This window comes from Pseudoxanthomonas sp. LjRoot127, from assembly GCF_964253495.1.
Lineage (GTDB): Bacteria > Pseudomonadota > Gammaproteobacteria > Xanthomonadales > Xanthomonadaceae > Pseudoxanthomonas_A.
The window spans coordinates 110,498-129,917 of the sequence record NZ_CAXUQR020000002.1; the positions used below are offsets into that span (position 1 = coordinate 110,498).

The window sequence follows — 19,420 nt, forward strand, 5'->3', positions numbered from 1 at the left end:
TTACGCCGCCTCCTTCGCGGCATGGGCCAGGTACGTGGATTCATGGGCGCGAATGAGGTCATCGATCAGGCCCTGCAGGATGCTTTCGCCATCATCGGCATCGAGCGCGTTCTTCCGGCGCTCGACCTCATCGAGCACCGAACCCTTCGGGTACCGCTGGGCAAGCAAGCGGCGCGCATTCTCGGGGCCGATCCGGGCATAGAGCGTGTCGCGTACGTAAGCATCCTCATTCGTTGTCGAGAACGCCCACAGTCGGATACCGCCCATGGAGTTGTTCAGCGCCTGCGCACACTGGCCTTCCTTGACGTCGAAGATACCGACGAAGGTGGAGCCGCGCGGACCCGGCGGGCGGATCGCGTTGCGCACATTCCAACGCACGGTGTCGGACAGGCCGAAGATGGCATCCATTTCCTTGACCGTCGCTTCGTTGGCCTTGGAGAGAATGAACTTCGTGGTCGCGAAGCTGAGCATGTCTTCGCTGAAGTCGCCGATGGCCTGGCTGAGCAACGTGATGGCCACACCGTACTTGCCACCTTCGCGCATGTCGGCGATCACCTGTTCCTGCACGCTGCGTACCTTCTTGGTGCGATGGAACTCGTCGTACTGGATCAGCTTCTTGTCCTCGCGAATCTCGCGGATTCGACGGTCGTGGTACGCACGGTACATCTGCGGGAACTGCACGACGTCATCTTCGTGCAGGTAGAAGTTTCGGGCTGTGGCGTGGCGCGCCAGCATGTAGCACACCGCGGTCTGGTGGTCTGCCGCCGCGCTACCGGACTTGGCCACATCAGCCAGATCGAGCGAGACAACGCGTGCCTGGCCCAAGTCGAACTTGGTCGGGCGAGACAGAATCGGGTACGCGCGCAACGCGTCGCTGATCAGTCGGCTGAAGGCGGCGAGCAAGGGCTCATCCCCATCACCCGAGCGCTTCTCGCCGTACATGTCCTGGAACTGCGGCTCGCGCGTGACAACTGCCACGTCCTGGAGCAGCGGGACGGCGAAGCGCTGGGCAAGGTGTGCTTCGTGAATGGCGCCATTCCGGAACAGCTCGTCTGTGATCTCCCACCAGGTGGTGTTGTCATCGGTATGCAGGCCGTACTGGGCAATCGCGGCGTCGACCGCAGCCGCTCCGTCCATGTGGCTGGAGTAGTGCTTGGCTGCCGTACCTTGGGCACCATCACCGTACTTGGCGAACGCGGTGTCGATCGCCATTCGGCACAGACCCGCCATTGCGGGGTCGGTAACTGCCTGGCCTGGCGGCGTCACCAGCGTCAGCATGAAGTTGAGCATCGCAGCACGCTCGGTCTCCAGTGGAGATCGCATGCCGAGCTGCGTGTCGAACGGGTTGATGGCGTGCTCCTGGCTCATCTTCATCCGGATCGAGGCGACCAGGTGCTTCTTAGAGGGAGGCAGCGCGTGCTCCAGCAGCGAGATAAGGCCAGCACTGGAGCGCCCGACGTCGATGATGGCCAGCAGCGGCAGACGGGTGATACCCGGGGACAGGCATAGCGCCAGGTTCACTGCATTGGCCAGAACCGACTTGCCGCTTCGCGGCTCCGCATAGCCGACCGTGATACTGCTGGTCTGCAGCGGCGAGTGCGGCTGATATGGCCATGGCTTGCCATCAGGGCTGCGCAGCATCAGCGCACCCTGCTTCCACGGGGAACTGGGACGGTAGATGGGGAAGAAGTGGCTTACGTCTTCCAGCAGTGCCAGTGAGGGCGTGGCGGGGCTGCTGAGGCTCGCGCCGATACCGCCCGCGATCAGGCTCTGCACAGGATCGCCGGAGACCATCTGCAGCTCTGGGTTACCCCAGGACTGGACGTGGCGCGCCAGCAGCGAGGCGCGGCGCTCCAGCAGCTTCATGTCATCGGCCGGGGCCCAGGTCGCCAGGTCAATGCGAAGGCGGACTTCAATGCCATGACTGTCGCGCTTGCGTTGACGCACGTACTCGATGGCTTGGCGGATCTGCAGGTTCGTGCTGTTGGTCCAGCCTGCGAGCAGGGTCACCAGGTTCTTGTAGTCCCATACAGGCGAGCCAGAGGACTCCACCACCAGAGAGAAGCGCCACGGCAACTGCTCCCCCACCGTCTTGGCAAACAGGCGCTGAAATACCTGGATGTCCTGCGGCGCCAGGCGGATGTGCATCGGGGCGTAGATGCGATCCCCGATCTTCACGTACCGCAGTCCAACCTCTTCGGCATCACGCGGCGCCAATTGCGGGCCCAGCGCTGGCCACAAGCCACCGGCCATGTCTTCAGGGTCGCGGCGGTAGTCACGGCGCGGCAACTTGTCACCGAGCAGGCACGGCCGCCAGTCTTCAGCGGTGAAGGAAGGGTCGATCGCGCGACGGATCTCCCGGCTCGCTTCGTGGACCGGCAGTCGACGACAGGCCATCTTCTGCTCCTGCAGCACCGCCAGCACGGCTTTCACATAGGACTCGTGACGCGGTCGCAGGGCCCGCAGCGCCTTGAACATGGCCGGGGAGTCGGATGACCGCGGCATGGGCTGCGCGTCGAAGATCTCCTTGCGGGTTTCGCTCTCCTGCTTGCGCTCGGCGACGCTGAGGGCAGAAACGCGGGTGAACAGGGCCAGCATGCAGTTCTCGCTGCTCGAACTCGCCTTGAAGCTCTGCAGGTCTTCCTCGAACATGTCCTCCAGGTTGAGCTCCAACCGGTTCGCCGTATCACGCGAGGGCTTCTGTGCCTCCCGCACCAGGCGCTCGGTCAGGTCCGGGTCCACCGTGAAGACGAACTGCGCCGCGTGCCCGCCACTACCCAGGAATGCGCCCAGAGATTGGTTGAGTGCGTTGTTGGCACGCTCGAATTCCTCGCTGCCCACGATCGTCATGCAGCCGTCGTGCATGATCAGGGTCATGAGCGAGCCATCCTTCATTACGAAGGTGTAGTCGTCACCCAGATCCACGTTCTCGATCTCGATGTAGTCGCCAAGCGACTTCTTCAGGCCACGGTCGATCTGCTTCCAGAGCCCTTCGATGCCGTCGATGATGCGATTGGGCCCCATATAGGCAAGGAAGGCCACCAGACCTACCAGGGCAATCACCAGGATGAGGATCATGTTCACGGCGTGGATTCCTTTACGGCTTCAAATGGTTGATCAGGAAATTGGCGTGTTCCATGAACACGTTCTTTGCGACTCCCCGTAGCGCCGGGGGCACGCGCTCGGTCGCGAATTCGCGCACGATCTGCATGTCGGCCATGGCCTCCTGCATCTGGTCCACGTTCTGCGGGAGCGCGACCAGGCGATCCATTGCCATGATCACGCCGATGTTCCGGCAATCACGCAACGTGACTTCCACCATGTGGATCTGAGAGTCATGCATAGCGCTGGATCTCGTCCTGGATGGCCACGTCGGTGGAGACCGTTGGCGGGGCGAGCAGACCGATCGAGGACGCAATCTCGTAGGTCGGCCGGTAGTTGAACTTGGGTACGATCGCCGTCACGCGGCCGGCGCCGTAGCGGCGTACGCTGATGCCGCTGCGATAGAGCTGAATCGCGTAGGTGTACATCTGGAATCGGTCGGTGGCGTTGAGCCACACCGCACGCGGCGAGAGCGCCCGCTGGCTCGGGTCGCGCAGCTTTTCCAGGTTGAAGGGATTTTCGCGACTCAGCCCGATCCAATGGTTGCTCGCCACGATCTCTGCCGTTGGGGTCATCGCCTGCAGCGTGGTGAAGCGCGGCACTTGCAGACCTGCAGGCAGGTATTCGTAGGCACCGAACAGGAAGAGAGAGTCGATCTCTACCTCTGCGTATCGGGCCAGTAGCAACAGCTCCGGATGCGTCGCCCAGCGGCGATTGCCGCCGCCTCGGGCTCCGTTGCCGTAGGCGATGATGCTGGCGTAGTCAGGGTTGACGTTGGACACCCTCACGCTCGCCAGTACCGGCCGCTGTTGGTTCAGCACCCAGTCGAGCCGGTCGTGCGTGGGGAGTTGGGCGCTGGAATAGAAGTCGAACTGCTCGGCCGGCACAGGCATGTCCAGCATGAAGCGGGCATACGCCACTGGCGGCGCAACGAACTGCACATGCACGACGTCTTCTTCCGCGATCCGCGGCGTCCAGCAGTATGCGTAGGCCTGATGGGCTGCGCCCAGAGCGGCGTCCACCTCGGGCGTCAGGTGGGCATCCATGTGCGGCAGCATGCGGGCACGCAGCTCGTCGGCAAGGTTATCCAGCTGAGGAACGGCTTGGGTGATGTCCAGGCCGTACGTCTGTCGGCAGAACTCCATGACCCTGCTGAAAACCTGCGACAAAGCCTCGGTGATCTGCTGCTCCGGGAATACACGCGAAAGCAGACCCCACCCCAGTCCGATCTCGTCCTGACCGATGAAGCTGCCAGTCGTGTTCCAGGACGTCAGGTAGGTCGTGCGCTTGATGTAAGAGGTGCGATGCAGGTTTGTGTTGTAGAGCGCGGTGAACTCCAGATTGGTCCACCACAGCGTTTCGTTGTCCAGCGCGGCCACGCCGTTGATGCGACGTGCGGGCCCGCCGTCGATCGACATCCAACCACCCTGGTGAGGGTCCTGATTATCGAATCGGACGACACCGCATCGCTTCAAGCCCATTACGCGGCCACCCCGGCGATCGACTTCCAGGATGCAACGGGCAGGTTCGAGAACGCTGCTCCTTTGGTGCTCCAGTCAGCAGCGCGCTTGATGACCTCCGAGAGCGGAGGCAGGTACCGGCAGCCGGCCAGCCACACATCACGGCTGGCGTATCGATCGTCACCCACGTCCTGCAGCAGGCGCACCATCGCGTGCAGCTGGGAAAGGCCAGGTCGCACCGTCTTGCCGTTGGCTTTCTCAACCGCTTCCGCTCGCGCCTCCAACCTGGAGTAGACCGACCATGCCGAGCGATCGCTCTTGTCAGTCTCCCCGGCCTTCGGCTCAGCGTGCTGGCTGTTGGTATAGCCATGCGCGCCAATGGCGTAGAGCAGCTGGTTGAGCTCTGCCTGCTGTAGTTCGGGCAGATAGATGATCCTGCCCGGATTTGGCGAGAGCTCGCGCAGCGTCAGATCCAGATGAAGCGGCCAATGGCACATGAAGCAGATCGGCACCAGATTCTCGCTGGTGCTGTTGCCATGATCGCCATCCAGATGGTGGAGCTCGAAGCCATCCCAACTTCCAAACTGAAACGCGCAGGCGAAGCAGCGATTGTTGAAGCGCCCCTGACCGAGAACGCTCTTCCTCAACGCATCATCACCCTCCCCGGCTCGGGTGTGACCGAGTCGGGGAGCGCGACGAACGTTGCGGGTAACGGACAGGGGAAGCGAGATGGTCACGAGCTACCCCGATTACTGCGGGACCGTGATCTTGCCGCGGTCAGCCTTGCCGTCGCCCCAGACGGTATCCGAACCGGTGGTCAGGACCGAGGACAGCGCGGTGAGGGTGCAGCCGACCAGGACCATGATGGTCGCGACCTTCTTATTGATCGGGCCGTTGCCTTCCTTCTTCGCGTCGCTGTAGAAGCCGAACAGGCCACCGACAACCAACGCCATGCCGAGCACGACACCGCCCATCTGGATTAGGTTCACACTGTCCTGGCCCAGGCCGGTAAGGCGCTTGAGGATGGCGGGCAAGCCTTCGGCGCTTGCACTGGCGCTGATGGCGATCAGGATCAGGCCCGTCATCAGGGCCGAAACACGCTTGCTGCCCTTCCGGGCGACTTTTTTGATGCTGCTCATACTGCTCTTAGCTCCCTAAAGGGTGGTTGGATTGCGAGGGTTACAGCACATTGCCGAAGCCGATGAAGCTCGAAATGAGGTTCACCGTTGCGACGATGTTGATGGCGGCGACTCCACCGAGGATTCGCCAGAGAGAGGTCTGGAAGGGGCTGTTGCCACCTTGCGAAGGGGAGCCGGCGTGCCGGAGCGCCGCCAAGCCCGATACCAGGAAGAAGTAGCCGATCAGTCGAAGGCCCATGACCATGGCTTTGATCATGGCTGTGCCCTCAGATGTCATGTTGCTTGAGGGCGTGTAGCCAATCAGGTTCTGCGTTGTGGTCGAATCACCGTAGATTGTCTGTAGAAGCGTTGTCGCTGATGCGCCCAGGTTCCAAAGGAGAATTCCGGCGACGAAGTACATGAGCGGCTTACGGAGCTCACTACTACCGTCTTTCTCACCATACTTGGCGTTGAACACCAGTCGAGAGCCGGAGTGGATCACCAGTGCGACGGCTACGACGGAGGCGAAGACATTGAGCGCGTCGATGCCGATCGGCACCAACTCGACAAGGTTCTGCGTCATGGTGGTCGCTGCGGACATGATCTGCTCCGTTACTTCAAGACGCGGCCGTCATCGAGCTGCACTTGCGCGCTCTCGGCATTGATGCCTTTCACCGTGCCAACACCCGGGATCACGTCGCCGTTGCGCACCTGGATGCTCTCGCCGGCGGTCGTCTGCACCCACGCGGTATCACCCACCACCGCACGCAGGCTGACGCCGGCGACCGGCGCAGCAGGCTTCGCAGATGCCGTCGAAGGCGGCGTCTGACGCGTTGGCTTCGACGATGCGGCAGTGCTGGTGCGCGGCTTCGCTGAGGCGGCACGCGCTGCACGCGGCGCACTTGCCACAGTCGCCGGCTTCTGCGACTTCAAGCTGGCCACCTCGGCCTGCAGCGACTGGACCTGGGCGCGCAGCTGGGCCAGCTCCGCCTGTGACGCCGCGTTCGCGGCCGCGACAGGTGCAACCGTGGGCGATGCTGCTTGCGCGGGCACGGCGATCGCCGGCGCTACGGGAGCGCTCATCTGCACCGCAGGCTGCGGCGTGACAGCCTCTTGAGGCAAACGCGCCTGGCGAGCGGCAGCCAGGGGATCTTGGGCCGGCGTGGCCACAGGTGCAGCGATGGCGGGGACTGCCGCGGGCTGTACCGCAAGCTGCGCGGCGTCGGGGTTGGTGACCGCTTGCATGGTCGGATCGATAGCAGGCGGGGCAACGAATGCCGGCGGGGCCGTTTCGGCGCCAGCTTGCTCCGGTGCCTCGGTCTCGGCGGCCTGCTCAGGCGTGGGTTCCACCGCTTCGAGCGACATCGAAGAATCGGCCATGCCTTCCATCTGCGCTTCATCGCCGCCGCCACCACCGGTGAACGTGCGCATCACGAAGTAGCCCATGAACAGCGTCACGCCCAGCATCATTGCCCACATGCCGATGCTCATGCCGGCGATGGTCTTGCCCTTGGGCTTGCTTGGGGCGGCAGACGCAGTGTTCACATGGTTGAAGGCAGACGCGGTGTCGGTTTCGTCACCGGGGCCATCAGCGAAGACATCGTCTTGGTCGAGCGTGGACATGCAATAGATCTCCTGGGCCTCAGCGCTGCGGGGCCGCGTCTTGAAGGAAAAGAACACCAATGTCGATGCCAGCCGCGACCTTGACCGTGCGTCGGCGCGTGCTGCCTTGGGATAGGTTCTGGCTTACGGTGCGGCCTACGTTGCCCACACCGATCTCGATCAGTTGGCGGTCGGTGTAGGCGTCCTTTTGGACGACCGTGGTAGTGCCGTTGGAGACGACGCTCTCATTCTGGCCGCCGCGGAGAAGACCATCGGAGTAGCCAGCGAGGAACGAACCGATGAAGATCTTCGCGCCGTTGGACAGATAGTGGTTGTCCACGTCGGTGGCCAGCGCCGCCCGATTGTCCTTGTTCGGATCGACGGCCCACGCGTTGATGGAGCGTGTGGCCTTCTCGCCAGGCACCGCCATCGCCGTGAACTGGACGCCGACTGCTTTTGCGTCCTGCCCCATGCTCATCTGCCCGATCAGGCGAGCACCTTGGAACGGACCAGGCTGGCGGACGGTCGCGATGACCGGGCCTGCCTCGTCAGAATTGATGGCTGTGTCCAGGGTGGCGTACAGCTGATCCCCTGCCCGGACGTCAGCAGCACTCGTGTCAGCGGCTGCCAGGGCGGCCTGGTACTGGGCAGGATCATTGGCAGCCGAACTACCATCGCCCTGCGTAGCAACGCGCTCACGCGCAATGAGCGTCTGCTGATGCGACTGGAACCTCCAATAGCTCTCCAGCCTCGTGGCTTGCGCCTTCATTGCGGTTTGGCGGGCCAGAATCGCCTGTTCGTTCGCCGCCAGGCTCGCTTGGTAGGCCGGGTCATCGGCGGGATTCATCGGCGGGGGCACGACGACCGGCTGTACGGCCGCAGCCGGCGCTGCTGCCATACCGGGGGTGGTCGGCTCTACTGCCGGATCGATCAGCGACTGCTCAACAGTGCCTCGCGGCACGGGGATCGAGCTGGTTCCATCAGCCAGCGCGTTCTCGGCGCTCTCTTTGTTGCTAGCAGCGAGCAGCGCGTCGTACTCGGCCGTCGACTCGCCAGCAGTCTCGAACGAACCCTGCACTTCGGGCGCAGCCGACACCTCGCTTGCCAGTGCGGGGTCCTTACTTTCACCGGAGCCTGAAAGAATCATGCCCAGGACGACCACCATCACGATGACGCCGATGATGGTGCCCAGGAATATCGTGCGAGTCCGCGGATTGGACATCGCAGACTTCACATTGGAGGCTTTCGACGTGCTCATGCAGATGCCTCAGTAGCCGGTGATCGTGACGCTGGCCGTGTCATTGCCGGCAAGCAGCATCAGTACGGGCGTGGGTGGGATGACGTAGACGGCAGATCCATCGGGCGCCTTGACCATTTCCAGGTGCGCCGGGGAGAGCAGCGTGGAAGATGCCGGCGTGCGGACGTAAAACCGATCGCCCATGGACCAGGCCTGCACCGCATCACTGCTGGTGCGAAGCGCCTTGGAACCTTCGGGCGTGAAGCCGCCGAGCATCGACATTGTTTCGTTGCCGACGTTGCCCGGCAGGCCTGACGCCTGCACCACGCCCTTGGCAGTCACACCGCGAACGCGGACATCGACGCGGTAGTCCACTTCTCGCTGACCCGAGATGAGAGTCAGGGCGACGGGAGCGCTGACGCCTTCGAGCGCCACCACGATGTTCCCGCTGGCATAAAGCGACTTGGGCGATAGCGAAACGAAACTGGTGGTCCCGTCTTCCTGTGCCGAGTGCGTGAGGCTGAATCCTTCCGGCGCGCCCAGATCAACCGCTCGGATGCTCAGCGGGTTGCCGAGCTGGTCCATGAACACCACGGTGGTCACATGGTTGGCGAACAAGCGCACAACCGGCGGCGTCGCACCCGGCGCCAGGTTGGCGACCACGGAGGACGACACGGCCTTGGGCGTGTATCGCGGTTGTTCCGCCGCTGCACGCTCGGCCTGCTCCATCATCCGCGCCATTTCACGAATCTGCTGCGGCGTGAGCGGTGCGGACTCGTTGGACAGACGCTTGAAGGATTCTTGACCGACCTCCGGCAACGGCGGCAGAGGGGGAATTTCTGCAGCCGGTACCGGGGCCGGGGGGACTGAGGCTTGTGCAGCAACGGCCGCCTGTGGCGCGGGCGCTGCACTGCCAGGGGTGGGGATCGCCTGCGCCGCAGCCACCGAAGGCAGGGCGAGTGCGAGGGAAACGATCGCGAGCAGGCTCGGACGCATGACTTATTCCTCCTTGACCACGTACTGCGCGATGCCCACGGAGAACCTGTTCTCGTTGGTTCGCTGCAACAGGGCGGTCACGAGGTGACGCTGGGCGGTATTGCTCTTGCCGTCCGGACCACCCTGATAGGTGAGCTGGATGGGCATCTGCACTTCCCACGTGTACACGCCGTTGCGCTTGCCCTGGCGAATGACGATGGCAGGGCCCGTGGCAACTGAGCTCACGATCAGGCGGCGCTCACGGACCTGCGTCAGAGCACCAGATCGGGTCAGCGCTTCTGCGAACTGCTCCCAGCCTGCGTCGGTGAAGCACTCCTGCGCCTCGGCAAGGCGCTTCTGGTAGTCGACGAAGTTGTAGTCGTTGGCTTGGCTGACGCAGACCTTGAAGCGCTCAAGCAGCTGGCCTTGCGTTACCACCGGATCGGACACGGCGAGAATCGGAGCGATTCGGCCGTTAGTGTCGATGGTGAAATATTCGCGCTTGCCCTGCGCCAGCAGCACACCTTGGTACGCGATCACGCCAGCCAAGGCAGCCATGATCAGCAGCAGCACCAACACGACAGTGATCAATCGGCCGAAGTTCTTCTTGTAGAAGGCGGCTTTGGCGATCTCCGCCGCGCTCAAGGCGATGCCCGCCATGCGCATCTTCTCCAGCACCCTCGGATCGATCTCACCTTGGGTGTTGCTGGTGCTAACTGACATTTGAGTTTCCCCGCTAACTTTCGTTGTAGTAAGTTGCTAGGCGAACAATACACGACCACATACTCGGACGCAACGGCGCCCGAGAAGCGGTAGTGAAAGGGTTACAGCGGGTTGAGGCGGAGCTCTGGCGTCAGTGCGCCAGCTCGCCTTCCAGATCGATCAGATCTTCATCGCCACAGTTCAGGGCGACCATCTCGGCCACCTTCGATCGCGCCTGAGCGAGCGAGAGATGGGAGGTAATGCGAAGGCCAAGCGCCTCCAGCGAGGCATACAGCTCTTTTTCCGTGCCGGCGACGGCAAAGCCCGAGACAGGCCCACCCTGCTGGTCGGCGTATACACCGCTGATGGCGTATACCTCTTCCCCAACGAAGTGGCGATCGCGACCTGGCAGCAGATTGATGAAGTCCGTCTCGGGCACTTCACTGCTACGCACCGCGATCAGCTCCAGGACTTCCAACGTCTCCTGGATCTCGTCCAGACCACTGATGGCCTGGACGGAAAAGCCGTAAGAGGCCATCGCATCGATAACCTGCTCATGCGTTTGCGCACGCGCGTAACCGGCCTTCACACTGAAAGCGTCTTGCCCGTCCACCACGCCGGTGAACGAGAACACCTGGAATTCGCTGCCGACCTGCATGTCCATGGCGGTCACCCTGCCCTATCGAATGGGTTAGCGCGGACGCGGCGCCGAGGCCGGGGGCGAGGGAAGATCCGCCAGCTCCAGGCGGGGGGCCTTGGCACCGGCAGCTGCAGCCACGGCCATGGCGCCGATTTGCACGCCGGCTCGGGTCTGCTTGACGGGAAACAGCGGCAGCGACTGGGCTTGCATGACCTGAACCTCCAGAGGGTTGGAGGGCAGTATGCCGCAGCTCTGTCAGGATACGCAAACGAAAGTTCGGCGAGATACCCGAACGGTAGGGGAAAACCTTACGGCGTTGGCGCCGGTGCTGCGGCTTCCTGAAGCTCTGCCAGGATCGCCTCGATGAACTGCTCGTCGGAGACCGTCGCCATCAGGTACTGATCCTGAAGGTCAGCCCGGGAGACCGGTAGCTGGAAATCGACGATGAAGTTCCTGAACAGCGCTTGGCAAGCAACGTGCTGAGGGGTGACCTGCCAGGTACGGAGCATCGGGTTGGATTCGCGCTTCAGGTGTTCGGAGAAAGCCGCTTTGACGCGAGCCTGCTCGTCTGCGTCCAGCGCATCGAAGTAGCGCTGGGAAATGTTGCGCACCACCGGGCTGAATGCCGCGATTCGATCGGCAAGTACCTGGTCTGGGTCGGCCTTCGCTTTGCCTGCCGGCTGCGCCGACTGGTTGACCAGCGTCGAGGTCTTGGGCGCGGTGTACGTGCGCACTGTCTTCAGGAAATAGCCTGCTACGCGGTTGGGGTCCACTTGGCCAGCCTTGAACCGCTTGGCGACGTAGTCCAGGACAGCTTCGACATGATTGAAACCGTGCTTGGCCAGGCATGCCGAGGCCTGCTCCGGTGTGAGCAGCATCTCGTCGATCATTCGCTGCTCGACCGCGGAAAGGTCTGCCGGCTGGCGCTCGCCCTGCCCTGCCTCGACACCGATCTGGCCATCGGCCTTTTCGGTGGAGTTGCCGGCGGTCGCCGACTCATCCATCAGGAACCGCATTGCCACTGTCTTGCGTTGCTGCGTGCGAACTTCCAGCTTGGGATTCAAGCTCGTCAGCTCTGCCAGCTGCGCGGTGGCTGGTTCGATGAACTTCTCGCGGAAGCGGCGGAAGTCTGAGTACGTCGGGGAGTGCGCGCCAAGTAGGTTTCGCCACGTCTCTACGGAGAACCAGGGCGTAGCACCCAGAGTGCGATACCGGGCAGCGTTCTCGTACAGGGCCACCGCGGAGGTGAGGGAGAGCTCGCGCATCTCCATCAGGTCCAGGTTGGCGAATCGCTCGGGATGGTAGAGCCGATCGCGCAACAGGTGCGAGAACTCGTAAAAGCAGATGCCATCGCGGAACTGGACGCTCGACAGTGCCGTTGTCGCTTCCCACGCCTCCAACCCACGCTCTTCGATGATGTTCCATTCGAGCGTGATCATCATCAGGGCGCGAATGGCGTCCTTCAGCTGCTTGCTGTTGTTGGAGTTGAAGCCGATCAGCAGCTGCAGATCCGCCAGCGGCATGCGATGGATCTTCACGTCTTTGTCGGGAAGTTCCTCGTATGCGTTGAGCAGCAGGACATTCCAGACCTTGCGTTGCTGGGCGCTCAGGACGTTGCTGATGCTGACGCCCTGCCCTGGCTTCTTGAGCGTAACGCTCGGCAAGCGCGAGGACATCGGCGATAGCTCAGAGCCGCCGAAGCCGAGCAATTCACCCTGCTGCGCGTCGTTGGCCACGGCCTGGCGACGCGAGTACCGATCGTGATCCCTGAGCTTTGCGAGTCCTCGCCGCATCTGCTGAGTCATGTCGGTCTCGGGGTTTTGCTCTAACGAAAGTGAAAGAAATGAAAACAGACAAACAGAGGGCTTGGCAACTCGGTAGACCTTTCGCGTCGAGGGAGCCTGTTTGCTGTTTAGTTATAGATACAAGAGTTTAAAAGCGTTACGGGCCCCGCAAGTCCTTGTTACAAAAGGGGAAACACGCATCACTTGCCCCAGAATTTGGGATGACCTGCCCCAATTTGTGGGACGGGATCGGCCTCTAATGCCCCCATAAATGGGGCGTAATGCCCCCAAATTTGGGATGAGAATCCGCTAACTGCCCCAAAAATTGGGGCCAAGCCCAGTTCCGACCACTACATGAAGGGGTTCTAGCCTCTACCAACCGAGTATGCGCCCTTATTTCGCCACCGAAACAGGGGCTTAGGCCGATGCGCTCCCATAAGCTGGGGCATTACGGCTACGAAGTAACAGCAAGTAACAGCACTTGACAGCATGTGACATCGAATGATGTGATGTTACCCAACACCATGTGCTGTTACTTAAAGGAGCAATCTATGGAGCACCAGGAGCCCTCGCCTATCGAGGCCACGGAATACGTGGAGCCACGCATCATTCTGGTGGGCGGCGAAAAAGGTGGCACCGGTAAGACCACGTTGGCAGTGAACCTCGCGATCTGCCTCAAGCGTGCTGGGAAGGACGTGCTGCTGGTCGATACGGATATCCAGCCCACCTCAACCACGTTTCTATACTTCCGCGAAGTGAGCCAGGTCGAGCCGCGTATCGACTCGATGCAAAAGCAAGGCGATGGAGTGGCGGGCGAGCTGCAGAGCTTGCGAAAGCGATACGACTACCTGGTAGTCGATGCGGGTGGCCGCGACTCGGGCGAGCTGCGGTCGGCAATGATCGTGGCTGACATCATGATCGTGCCTGTCCAGCCCTCATCCTTCGACATGTGGACGCTGAAGAAAGTCGACAAGCTGATCAAAGATGTGAACGACATCCGGGTGGGGGGGGGCAAGCGACCGTTGGATGTGCGGACCTTGATCAATCGAGCCCCAACGAACCACCGCTCGCGAGATAGCGAAGAAGCGGTCGAGCTGGCCAGGAGCTATCCGAACCTGTCCAACATCATGAACACCGAACTCAAGGAGCGTCGTTCGTTCAAGTCCGCTGCCACTGCCGGCAAGGGGATTATCGAATGGGACGACCCGAAGGCCAAGGAAGAAATGTTCCAACTGTACGCGGAGGTATTCCCCAATGGCTAAGCCCTCACCTGCCCTGCGCGGTGCGCCCGACGATCTGCCGCCTGGCGCGGAGTCCTTCATCAAGGGCGCTGCTCGCAGCACGATCTCCGACGCGCCATCTGCCTCCCCTGCCCCGCCCGTGGAAGAAGCAAGCGTCGATGACGTGCGCCTCCCTTGGGAGGGCAAGGACAACAAGATCCGCAGTTCGCAGCACCAGCTCCGCCTCACGGAAATGGAGCAGGTCACCACGCGTTGGGCTGTCGACAACGTGCCGGGCGCTCGCTCGATCCACCAGTACATCCTGCAGGCACTGCACGAGAAGCTGGAGCGCGACCTCACTCCGATGCTGGGTGAGAAGCCTGTCTTCACCCTGCCCCACGCCGTCCCGCGATCGCAGTCCCAAGCGTGACCTATATATAAAGGTTTTTTGAGTGCGGTTGATAGAGGGCGCCTCCGTGAACTGACCCCCAAATATTGGACGGCTCGGTTTACCGCTTGCGTCACCTAGGCCGGGCCCGGTACTAGCTGGGCTCGGCTTTCTTATTTTGAACGTTTTGCCGACAATGGCGGAGACAAAGCCGACAGCAGCTGTTCTTCCAGTGGCTTCAGCAGCTTCGTCCTTTCTTCGTTTAGGCCATCGGGCAGGTTAAGGACCTCGCAGGTCATCTGACAGCCCCCTGTCGAGAGCGGCTGCAGTAGGATCTGGCCCAGTTCGCCAACGGTCGCGTGATACAGGGTGTAAGCCACTCCGCCACCCGTGAGCATGCGACGTTCAGCCCGAACATCTTTAGGCCACATTGTTACCTCCGATCTTTAGGCCGCCAATGGGCGGAGCCGATACTGCACAGGGCTCAAGCCGTTGAGTTTCAGCATGATACGGTCGTTGTTGTAGTAGTGAATGTATTCAGCCACCTCCTTGCGCAGTTGCTCCACGCTGGTGAACTGCTTCAAGTGGAACAGCTCGGTCTTGAGGGTTGCGAAGAAGCTCTCCATGGCGGCGTTGTCCAGGCAATTGCCCTTACGGGATTTCCAACTTCCGGGGGTCAGTTCATCCGGGCGCCCTTTTTCATGCCAGACCGCTCCAAGCAACAGCAACTAACAGCATGTGACAGCATGTGACAGCATTTAATATCGAATGCTGTTAGTTGCTTTCGCTTCCCTCGTAGTATGCCTGCGCCTGGTGATCAGATGGCCACCGTTGGGTGCAACAGCATGTAACAGTAGATGCTGTTGGTGGTTGGGCCGTGTTGAGGTTCTGGCCAGGTCAGGCACGCCGCTGGCTGCGGGTGTGATCGTGAGCGATCCGCGTTGGCGACAACTGGCGCGGTTAACAGCATGTAACAGCATTGCATTTCAAATGCTGTCGAGTCACAGCAAGTGACAGCATTTGCTGTTGGTCCAGCCGTAGGGCCTCCGTGGAGCCGTTGCCGCCGCGGACCTGGAGGCCACTAACAGCATGCAACAGCATCTAACAGCATTTAGTGTTAAGCCAACGGCGCAGCGCCCCAGTGGGTGGGATCTGGAGCGAGGGGCAGAGGCATGCCCGCGATCACCGGCGCCGTCGTTCCGGCGAATTCCCGCACGCCGCGTCGCAAGCTAACAGCATGTAACAGCATGTGCTGTTGGTGATGCGCTGTAATGCCCCAAAATTTGGGACTGTAGAGTGCCCCTGGCGGGCGAGGCTCGGAGAGAGCAGGATGCGAAGGGTCCTTGCCTAACAGCATGTAACAGCATGTAACAGCATGTCACAGCAGATAACACTAGCTCGTGGCGTGAATTGCCCCCAAAATTGGGGGCGATCAGCCATCCAGGCATCTCGTGGGTCCAGTAACGGCCGGAAAAGCCGGAAGTTGAACCCTGAATGCCGGTGTTAACCGCTTGGGTATCCCATACGGTGGGGCATTTCCCTACAATCAACTGCTGTTACGTCACATCAAATGCTGTTACATGCTGTTGCTTGATGGTAAATGCAGGTAGGGTAGAATGAACGACGAACGATCCAGCCCGACGCGCGTATCAATGAACCACGAGACGCTTTCCTTCCCCGGCTTCATCTCCCTGGCCTTTGACGACCAGGTGGGACGTCGTGAGCTCGGCCTGGGAATGCGGGGCTTCCAGGACCTGGTCCGGATGGACGTCGAGTTCGAGGCCCTTAGCGGGGTCGGGGCAGGGACGTCGGCCTTCGTAGCCAAGAAGGTCAGGGACGGACGTGTGGTCCAGCAGAAGGCCGTGCCGGCTGAGCTGGTTGAGGTGCTGCTGGGTGCCTCGATCGCTGAGCTGATCCAGAAGTCGCGAAGCATCCGCGTGGAAGAGACCCCGGAGCTAAGCGTAGCCATGGGCTTGGGGTGCCACGCGTAACAGCATTCAGCATCAAATGCTGTTACATGCTGTTACTCGGAAATCAGATGGCCGGTGAGCGCGTAGAGCTGGTCGTTGTTGGTCGCCGGCACGCATAGCCACATGGGCGCCTTCGCCGCTGTCTCCTGCACTTCGGGACCCTGCGCCAGGCGCTCCATCAGGCCCTTGGCTTCCTCAACGCTGAAGCACGCCAGCCTCAGCTGACCACCCTCCAGCACCGCCCGGGTCCCCAGGACCTCGCCCAGTCGCGTCAGGAAGCTCGCTGTGTCGGGCGCCTCCCGCCGGACCACGCCGGCCCGTTCGTCGCTCAGTGCGCCCTCCAGCTGCCGCACTGACCAGCCGTGAGCGACAGCCTTGCGCGTCCAATGCGGTTGATCGGCGATCGGGAGCATCGCCAGCAGGCGGGCATGGCCAGGAGAGATCGAGCCGGCCGCCACCGCGTCCTGCAGGGTAGAGCAGGCGTCTCGCATCTTGGTGAGACGGCTGACCTCCGCGGGCGTCACATCGAGCAGGGCAGCGACGGCATGGTTGGGCAGCTGCAGGGCTCTCAGAGCCGCGCACAGGCCTACCAGGGCATGCCAGGGGTGGGGAAGGGCGACGTCGCTGCTCAGGAGCTCGCTGGCGGCCTCTGGCGCGCACTGGACGACCCAGGCGCTCACCTTGCCGCCCGAGGGGCGCAGGAGGCCCGCACGGCCCCATACGAGCTCCCAGGCATCCTCGCCAACCTGCCGGACCACTACCTGGGCGCTGTTGCCAGGATAACCGGGCGCGTCCGAAGCGCCGGCCGGGAGCTGGATGAGCTCGACGGGTAGGGGGCTGGGTTTGCGGATTTTTGCCATGTCCATTCCTTGCCACGTGGCAAGGAGAGTACCACCAGGCCGACCGTGGCGCTACAACCTCTTGCCACGTGGCAAGAAAAGAGAGTCCCGAGGGGGCGTTTCGCTCGTGAAATCGTTGCTTGTAGGCCCTTACGTCCCATAAAGTGGGGCACCAAGGGTGGTCTAACAACAGCACATGCTGTTACATGCTGTTGCTCAAGTCCGATCTGCAGCCCACTCACCGGCTGCCAGCGACCTGAGCTAGGGGTCATAGACCGCGAGCACTCGGCGCCAACCTCCTGCCCCGTAGGGACGTGCACGTGTCCAAGGCCCCCCCGGAACGCGACGATGCAGAATGGCCCTCCGGTCCCATAAGTTGGGGCGTTACCATCAAGAAATGCTGTTACATGCTGTTACAGCATTCCGCGCCTGCAGAGAGATGCCGATATGGCATCGCGCGGCCGGTCGAGAACGATGGCTGGTCGGTTGCAAGCAGCGATCGGCGATCACCAGGAATCGGAAGGCCGTTGAACCGCTCTGCCACGGGCAGAGACCGTCCCGCCATGAAATGCCTGCGGCGGCGCCCTTCGATCCCATAAACGGGGGCATTATCCCCGCAGGCTGCTGTTACATGCTGTTATGTGCTGTTGAACTGGTTCTAGCCGACCTGGAGAGCGCCAGGACCTACGCGACAGCGGGGTTCACGAAGGGAAGGGTCGGCGCAGTGTCGCGGGCCTGGCGCTACGACCAGTGGCCGTTGAACCCATGGCCATCGTATCCAGCAACCCCCATCCGTCCGGATCGGGGCGTGTGGGTCGGCCAGCCCTTCGGTCCCAATTTCTGGGGCGCTGCGCTTGGCGGCTGGTGTTAGATGCTGTTAGGTAACAGCATGTGCTGTTGCTTCAATCTGGATTGCGAAGCGGCGCTTGCTTGGCCTTGAGCCGTACCGTGGCAACTTCAGCGGCTACGGGCTCTACACGTACCTTGCCGCGGCCGTACTTGGACTTTGCGTAGCTCCTGCCGGCAGTGGCGTCCGAGCCGTGCCCCATCAAGGCCGCGACCTCGCGCCGGCCCTTGCCCGAGCTCTTGGCATCGGCGCTGAACTGGTGCCGGAACGTGTACAGGGAGGGGTACCGATCGCGCTTGCCCAGTACGCGCCGGGTCACCCGGTGGAAGAACAGCCGCATGTTCAGCTGCAGCGCCGTGAAGGACTCGGGGTCCCGGTGGCCGTCGATGAGCTCCAGCTGCTGCTCGATGGCTTCCATCTCGTCCGCCTTGAGCTTGGACAGGTCCAGGTGGCGGAACTCGCCGTTGGCGCGTCCTTGGCTGTTCTTGGCGTTGCGCACCTTCAGCGCCTGGATGCCGTTGACCTCCACCAGATCGGCGCTGATCCACTCTGAGGGGCGCACGCCGGTCAGATCCGATGCCTTGCACCACACGAGCAGGGCACGGGCCAGGTTGGACTTCGGGCCGCGGCGGACCGTCTTGCCCTCGATCAGGTCCTCCAGGTGAGCGCAGATCGCCTGGAAGTCGTCGACAGCGATGTGCTTGGCCTTGAGGGCAGAGGTGTTGTTTGTTCGACGCAGGGCCTCTTTCTGGCCCTCATCAGCGAGTAGCTGGAGCGCATAGTGGATCTCCTGGCTGTCCTGCAGGGTGATCGGCGCCTCGGTCGTACCTCCCTCGGCCAGTAAGCGCTCGAACTGGGCGCGGATGGCTGCTTTGTATGTTTGCCAGGTTTTCTTGGCTAGTTGGCTCTTACGCCCTATCAGGTGCTCAACAAGTCGTGTTGGGGCAACGAATTCGGGTGATTGTGCGCCGAGGTCTGCTGCTGCTTGTGCACGAAGTGCCGTGTACGTGATGGCGTAGAAGTGTTCGGTTTTCGCAGTTCGGGTGCGCTGGGTGGCAGACATGCTGGGTGTTTGGCCATCTGTACATTAGTGATACAGATCTTATCTGCATCACTAATGCTTTTTGGAGTGGTTGGATATCACAATCGTCGGGGGTGCTCTGGCGGTTAACAGTGTTTGGCCACCGAACGGGGGTGTTTGGAAAACGCGGCGAGGTCGCCAACAGCAGGTGACACCAAATGAAATGCTGTTGGATGCTGTTACTTACTGTGAAGTAGCGCCCCAGTATTTGGGATCGAAGTGCGAGGGGAGCGGATGCGCTGCAACGGACGCGGCTGCCCTGGCGAATCGTAATGCCCCAAAAATTGGGACGTGAGGGCGAAGCGACTGCGAGCGATCGCGTGTGGATGCCAGGCCTCGGGTGGCCCGATCAGCAAAGTCGCAGCAGTGCGTTCTGCATAGTTGCCGCATGGGGTGGTGGGTGAGCGCAGCCGCGTGGGGCCGCGGCCCTGATGTGTTGCGGTTGTGGGGAGCGT

At 62.0% G+C, this 19,420-nt stretch carries 18 protein-coding genes and 1 pseudogene; 3 read left to right on the plus strand and 16 right to left on the minus strand.

Going from position 1 to position 19,420, the window contains the following annotated elements; all coding sequences use genetic code 11:
* The 12 genes from ACSQ19_RS19395 to ACSQ19_RS19450 all read right to left on the minus strand — a co-directional run bounded on the left by ACSQ19_RS19395 (nt 1) and on the right by ACSQ19_RS19450 (nt 12,641).
* Nucleotides 1-3,078 carry a type IV secretion protein IcmB gene (locus ACSQ19_RS19395; RefSeq protein WP_436001320.1) on the minus strand — a complete coding sequence of 1,026 codons (3,078 nt, stop codon included), beginning with the start codon at nt 3,076-3,078 and terminating at the stop codon, nt 1-3.
* A 19-nt stretch (nt 3,079-3,097) separates the two neighbouring features.
* A complete protein-coding gene (locus tag ACSQ19_RS19400) occupies nt 3,098-3,343 on the minus strand; it encodes a hypothetical protein (RefSeq protein ID WP_436001322.1) in 246 nt (81 codons plus the stop codon).
* Nucleotides 3,336-4,520 (minus strand): hypothetical protein, encoded by a 1,185-nt coding sequence (locus ACSQ19_RS19405; RefSeq protein WP_436001324.1) that lies wholly within the window; start codon nt 4,518-4,520, stop codon nt 3,336-3,338. The genes ACSQ19_RS19400 and ACSQ19_RS19405 overlap by 8 nt, the downstream gene beginning before the upstream one ends.
* Nucleotides 4,521-4,582: 62 nt before the next feature.
* Complete coding sequence (locus tag ACSQ19_RS19410; protein ID WP_436001326.1) at nt 4,583-5,299, minus strand: HNH endonuclease; 717 nt, start codon at nt 5,297-5,299, stop codon at nt 4,583-4,585.
* A 12-nt stretch (nt 5,300-5,311) separates the two neighbouring features.
* On the minus strand, nt 5,312-5,701 hold the full coding sequence (locus ACSQ19_RS19415; RefSeq protein WP_436001328.1) for a hypothetical protein: 390 nt from the start codon (nt 5,699-5,701) through the stop codon (nt 5,312-5,314).
* Nucleotides 5,702-5,741: 40 nt separating this feature from the next.
* Nucleotides 5,742-6,281, minus strand: coding sequence for a hypothetical protein (locus tag ACSQ19_RS19420; RefSeq protein WP_436001330.1), 540 nt, complete (start codon nt 6,279-6,281; stop codon nt 5,742-5,744).
* 11 nt (nt 6,282-6,292) lie between these two features.
* A complete protein-coding gene (locus ACSQ19_RS19425; RefSeq protein ID WP_436001332.1) occupies nt 6,293-7,303 on the minus strand; it encodes a hypothetical protein in 1,011 nt (336 codons plus the stop codon).
* Nucleotides 7,304-7,322: 19 nt separating this feature from the next.
* A complete protein-coding gene (locus tag ACSQ19_RS19430) occupies nt 7,323-8,540 on the minus strand; it encodes a DotG/IcmE/VirB10 family protein (protein WP_436001334.1) in 1,218 nt (405 codons plus the stop codon).
* A gap of 9 nt (nt 8,541-8,549) precedes the next feature.
* Nucleotides 8,550-9,515, minus strand: coding sequence for a DotH/IcmK family type IV secretion protein (locus tag ACSQ19_RS19435; RefSeq protein ID WP_436001336.1), 966 nt, complete (start codon nt 9,513-9,515; stop codon nt 8,550-8,552).
* 3 nt (nt 9,516-9,518) lie between these two features.
* Nucleotides 9,519-10,217 carry a DotI/IcmL/TraM family protein gene (locus ACSQ19_RS19440; protein WP_436001338.1) on the minus strand — a complete coding sequence of 233 codons (699 nt, stop codon included), beginning with the start codon at nt 10,215-10,217 and terminating at the stop codon, nt 9,519-9,521.
* Between the two features lie 130 nt (nt 10,218-10,347).
* A complete protein-coding gene (locus ACSQ19_RS19445) occupies nt 10,348-10,860 on the minus strand; it encodes a hypothetical protein (protein WP_436001340.1) in 513 nt (170 codons plus the stop codon).
* A 284-nt stretch (nt 10,861-11,144) separates the two neighbouring features.
* Complete coding sequence (locus ACSQ19_RS19450; RefSeq protein WP_436001342.1) at nt 11,145-12,641, minus strand: replication initiation protein; 1,497 nt, start codon at nt 12,639-12,641, stop codon at nt 11,145-11,147.
* A gap of 530 nt (nt 12,642-13,171) precedes the next feature.
* Between ACSQ19_RS19450 and ACSQ19_RS19455 the strand changes: the two genes are divergently transcribed.
* Both ACSQ19_RS19455 and ACSQ19_RS19460 read left to right on the plus strand, forming a co-directional pair.
* Nucleotides 13,172-13,882, plus strand: a complete 711-nt coding sequence (locus tag ACSQ19_RS19455; RefSeq protein WP_436001344.1) for an AAA family ATPase — start codon at nt 13,172-13,174, stop codon at nt 13,880-13,882.
* Complete coding sequence (locus ACSQ19_RS19460; protein ID WP_436001346.1) at nt 13,875-14,270, plus strand: hypothetical protein; 396 nt, start codon at nt 13,875-13,877, stop codon at nt 14,268-14,270. Before ACSQ19_RS19455 ends, ACSQ19_RS19460 begins: the two co-directional genes overlap by 8 nt.
* A 131-nt stretch (nt 14,271-14,401) precedes the next feature.
* Here the strand turns inward: ACSQ19_RS19460 and ACSQ19_RS19465 are convergent, their stop codons facing one another.
* Both ACSQ19_RS19465 and ACSQ19_RS19470 read right to left on the minus strand, forming a co-directional pair.
* Nucleotides 14,402-14,608: a hypothetical protein gene (locus ACSQ19_RS19465; RefSeq protein WP_436001348.1), complete on the minus strand. Its 207-nt coding sequence runs from the start codon at nt 14,606-14,608 to the stop codon at nt 14,402-14,404.
* Between the two features lie 66 nt (nt 14,609-14,674).
* A pseudogene (locus tag ACSQ19_RS19470) lies at nt 14,675-14,887 on the minus strand (transposase); the annotation flags it as partial.
* Nucleotides 14,888-15,844: 957 nt separating this feature from the next.
* Between ACSQ19_RS19470 and ACSQ19_RS19475 the strand changes: the two are divergent.
* Nucleotides 15,845-16,219, plus strand: coding sequence for a hypothetical protein (locus ACSQ19_RS19475; RefSeq protein ID WP_436001350.1), 375 nt, complete (start codon nt 15,845-15,847; stop codon nt 16,217-16,219).
* Between the two features lie 32 nt (nt 16,220-16,251).
* On the opposite strand, the gene ACSQ19_RS19480 is transcribed toward ACSQ19_RS19475, so the two are convergent.
* Together ACSQ19_RS19480 and ACSQ19_RS19485 are read right to left on the minus strand one after the other, a co-directional pair.
* A complete protein-coding gene (locus ACSQ19_RS19480) occupies nt 16,252-17,058 on the minus strand; it encodes a ParB/RepB/Spo0J family partition protein (RefSeq protein WP_436001352.1) in 807 nt (268 codons plus the stop codon).
* Nucleotides 17,059-17,939: 881 nt separating this feature from the next.
* Nucleotides 17,940-18,947, minus strand: a complete 1,008-nt coding sequence (locus ACSQ19_RS19485) for a hypothetical protein (RefSeq protein ID WP_436001354.1) — start codon at nt 18,945-18,947, stop codon at nt 17,940-17,942.
* Nucleotides 18,948-19,420 lie beyond the last annotated feature (473 nt).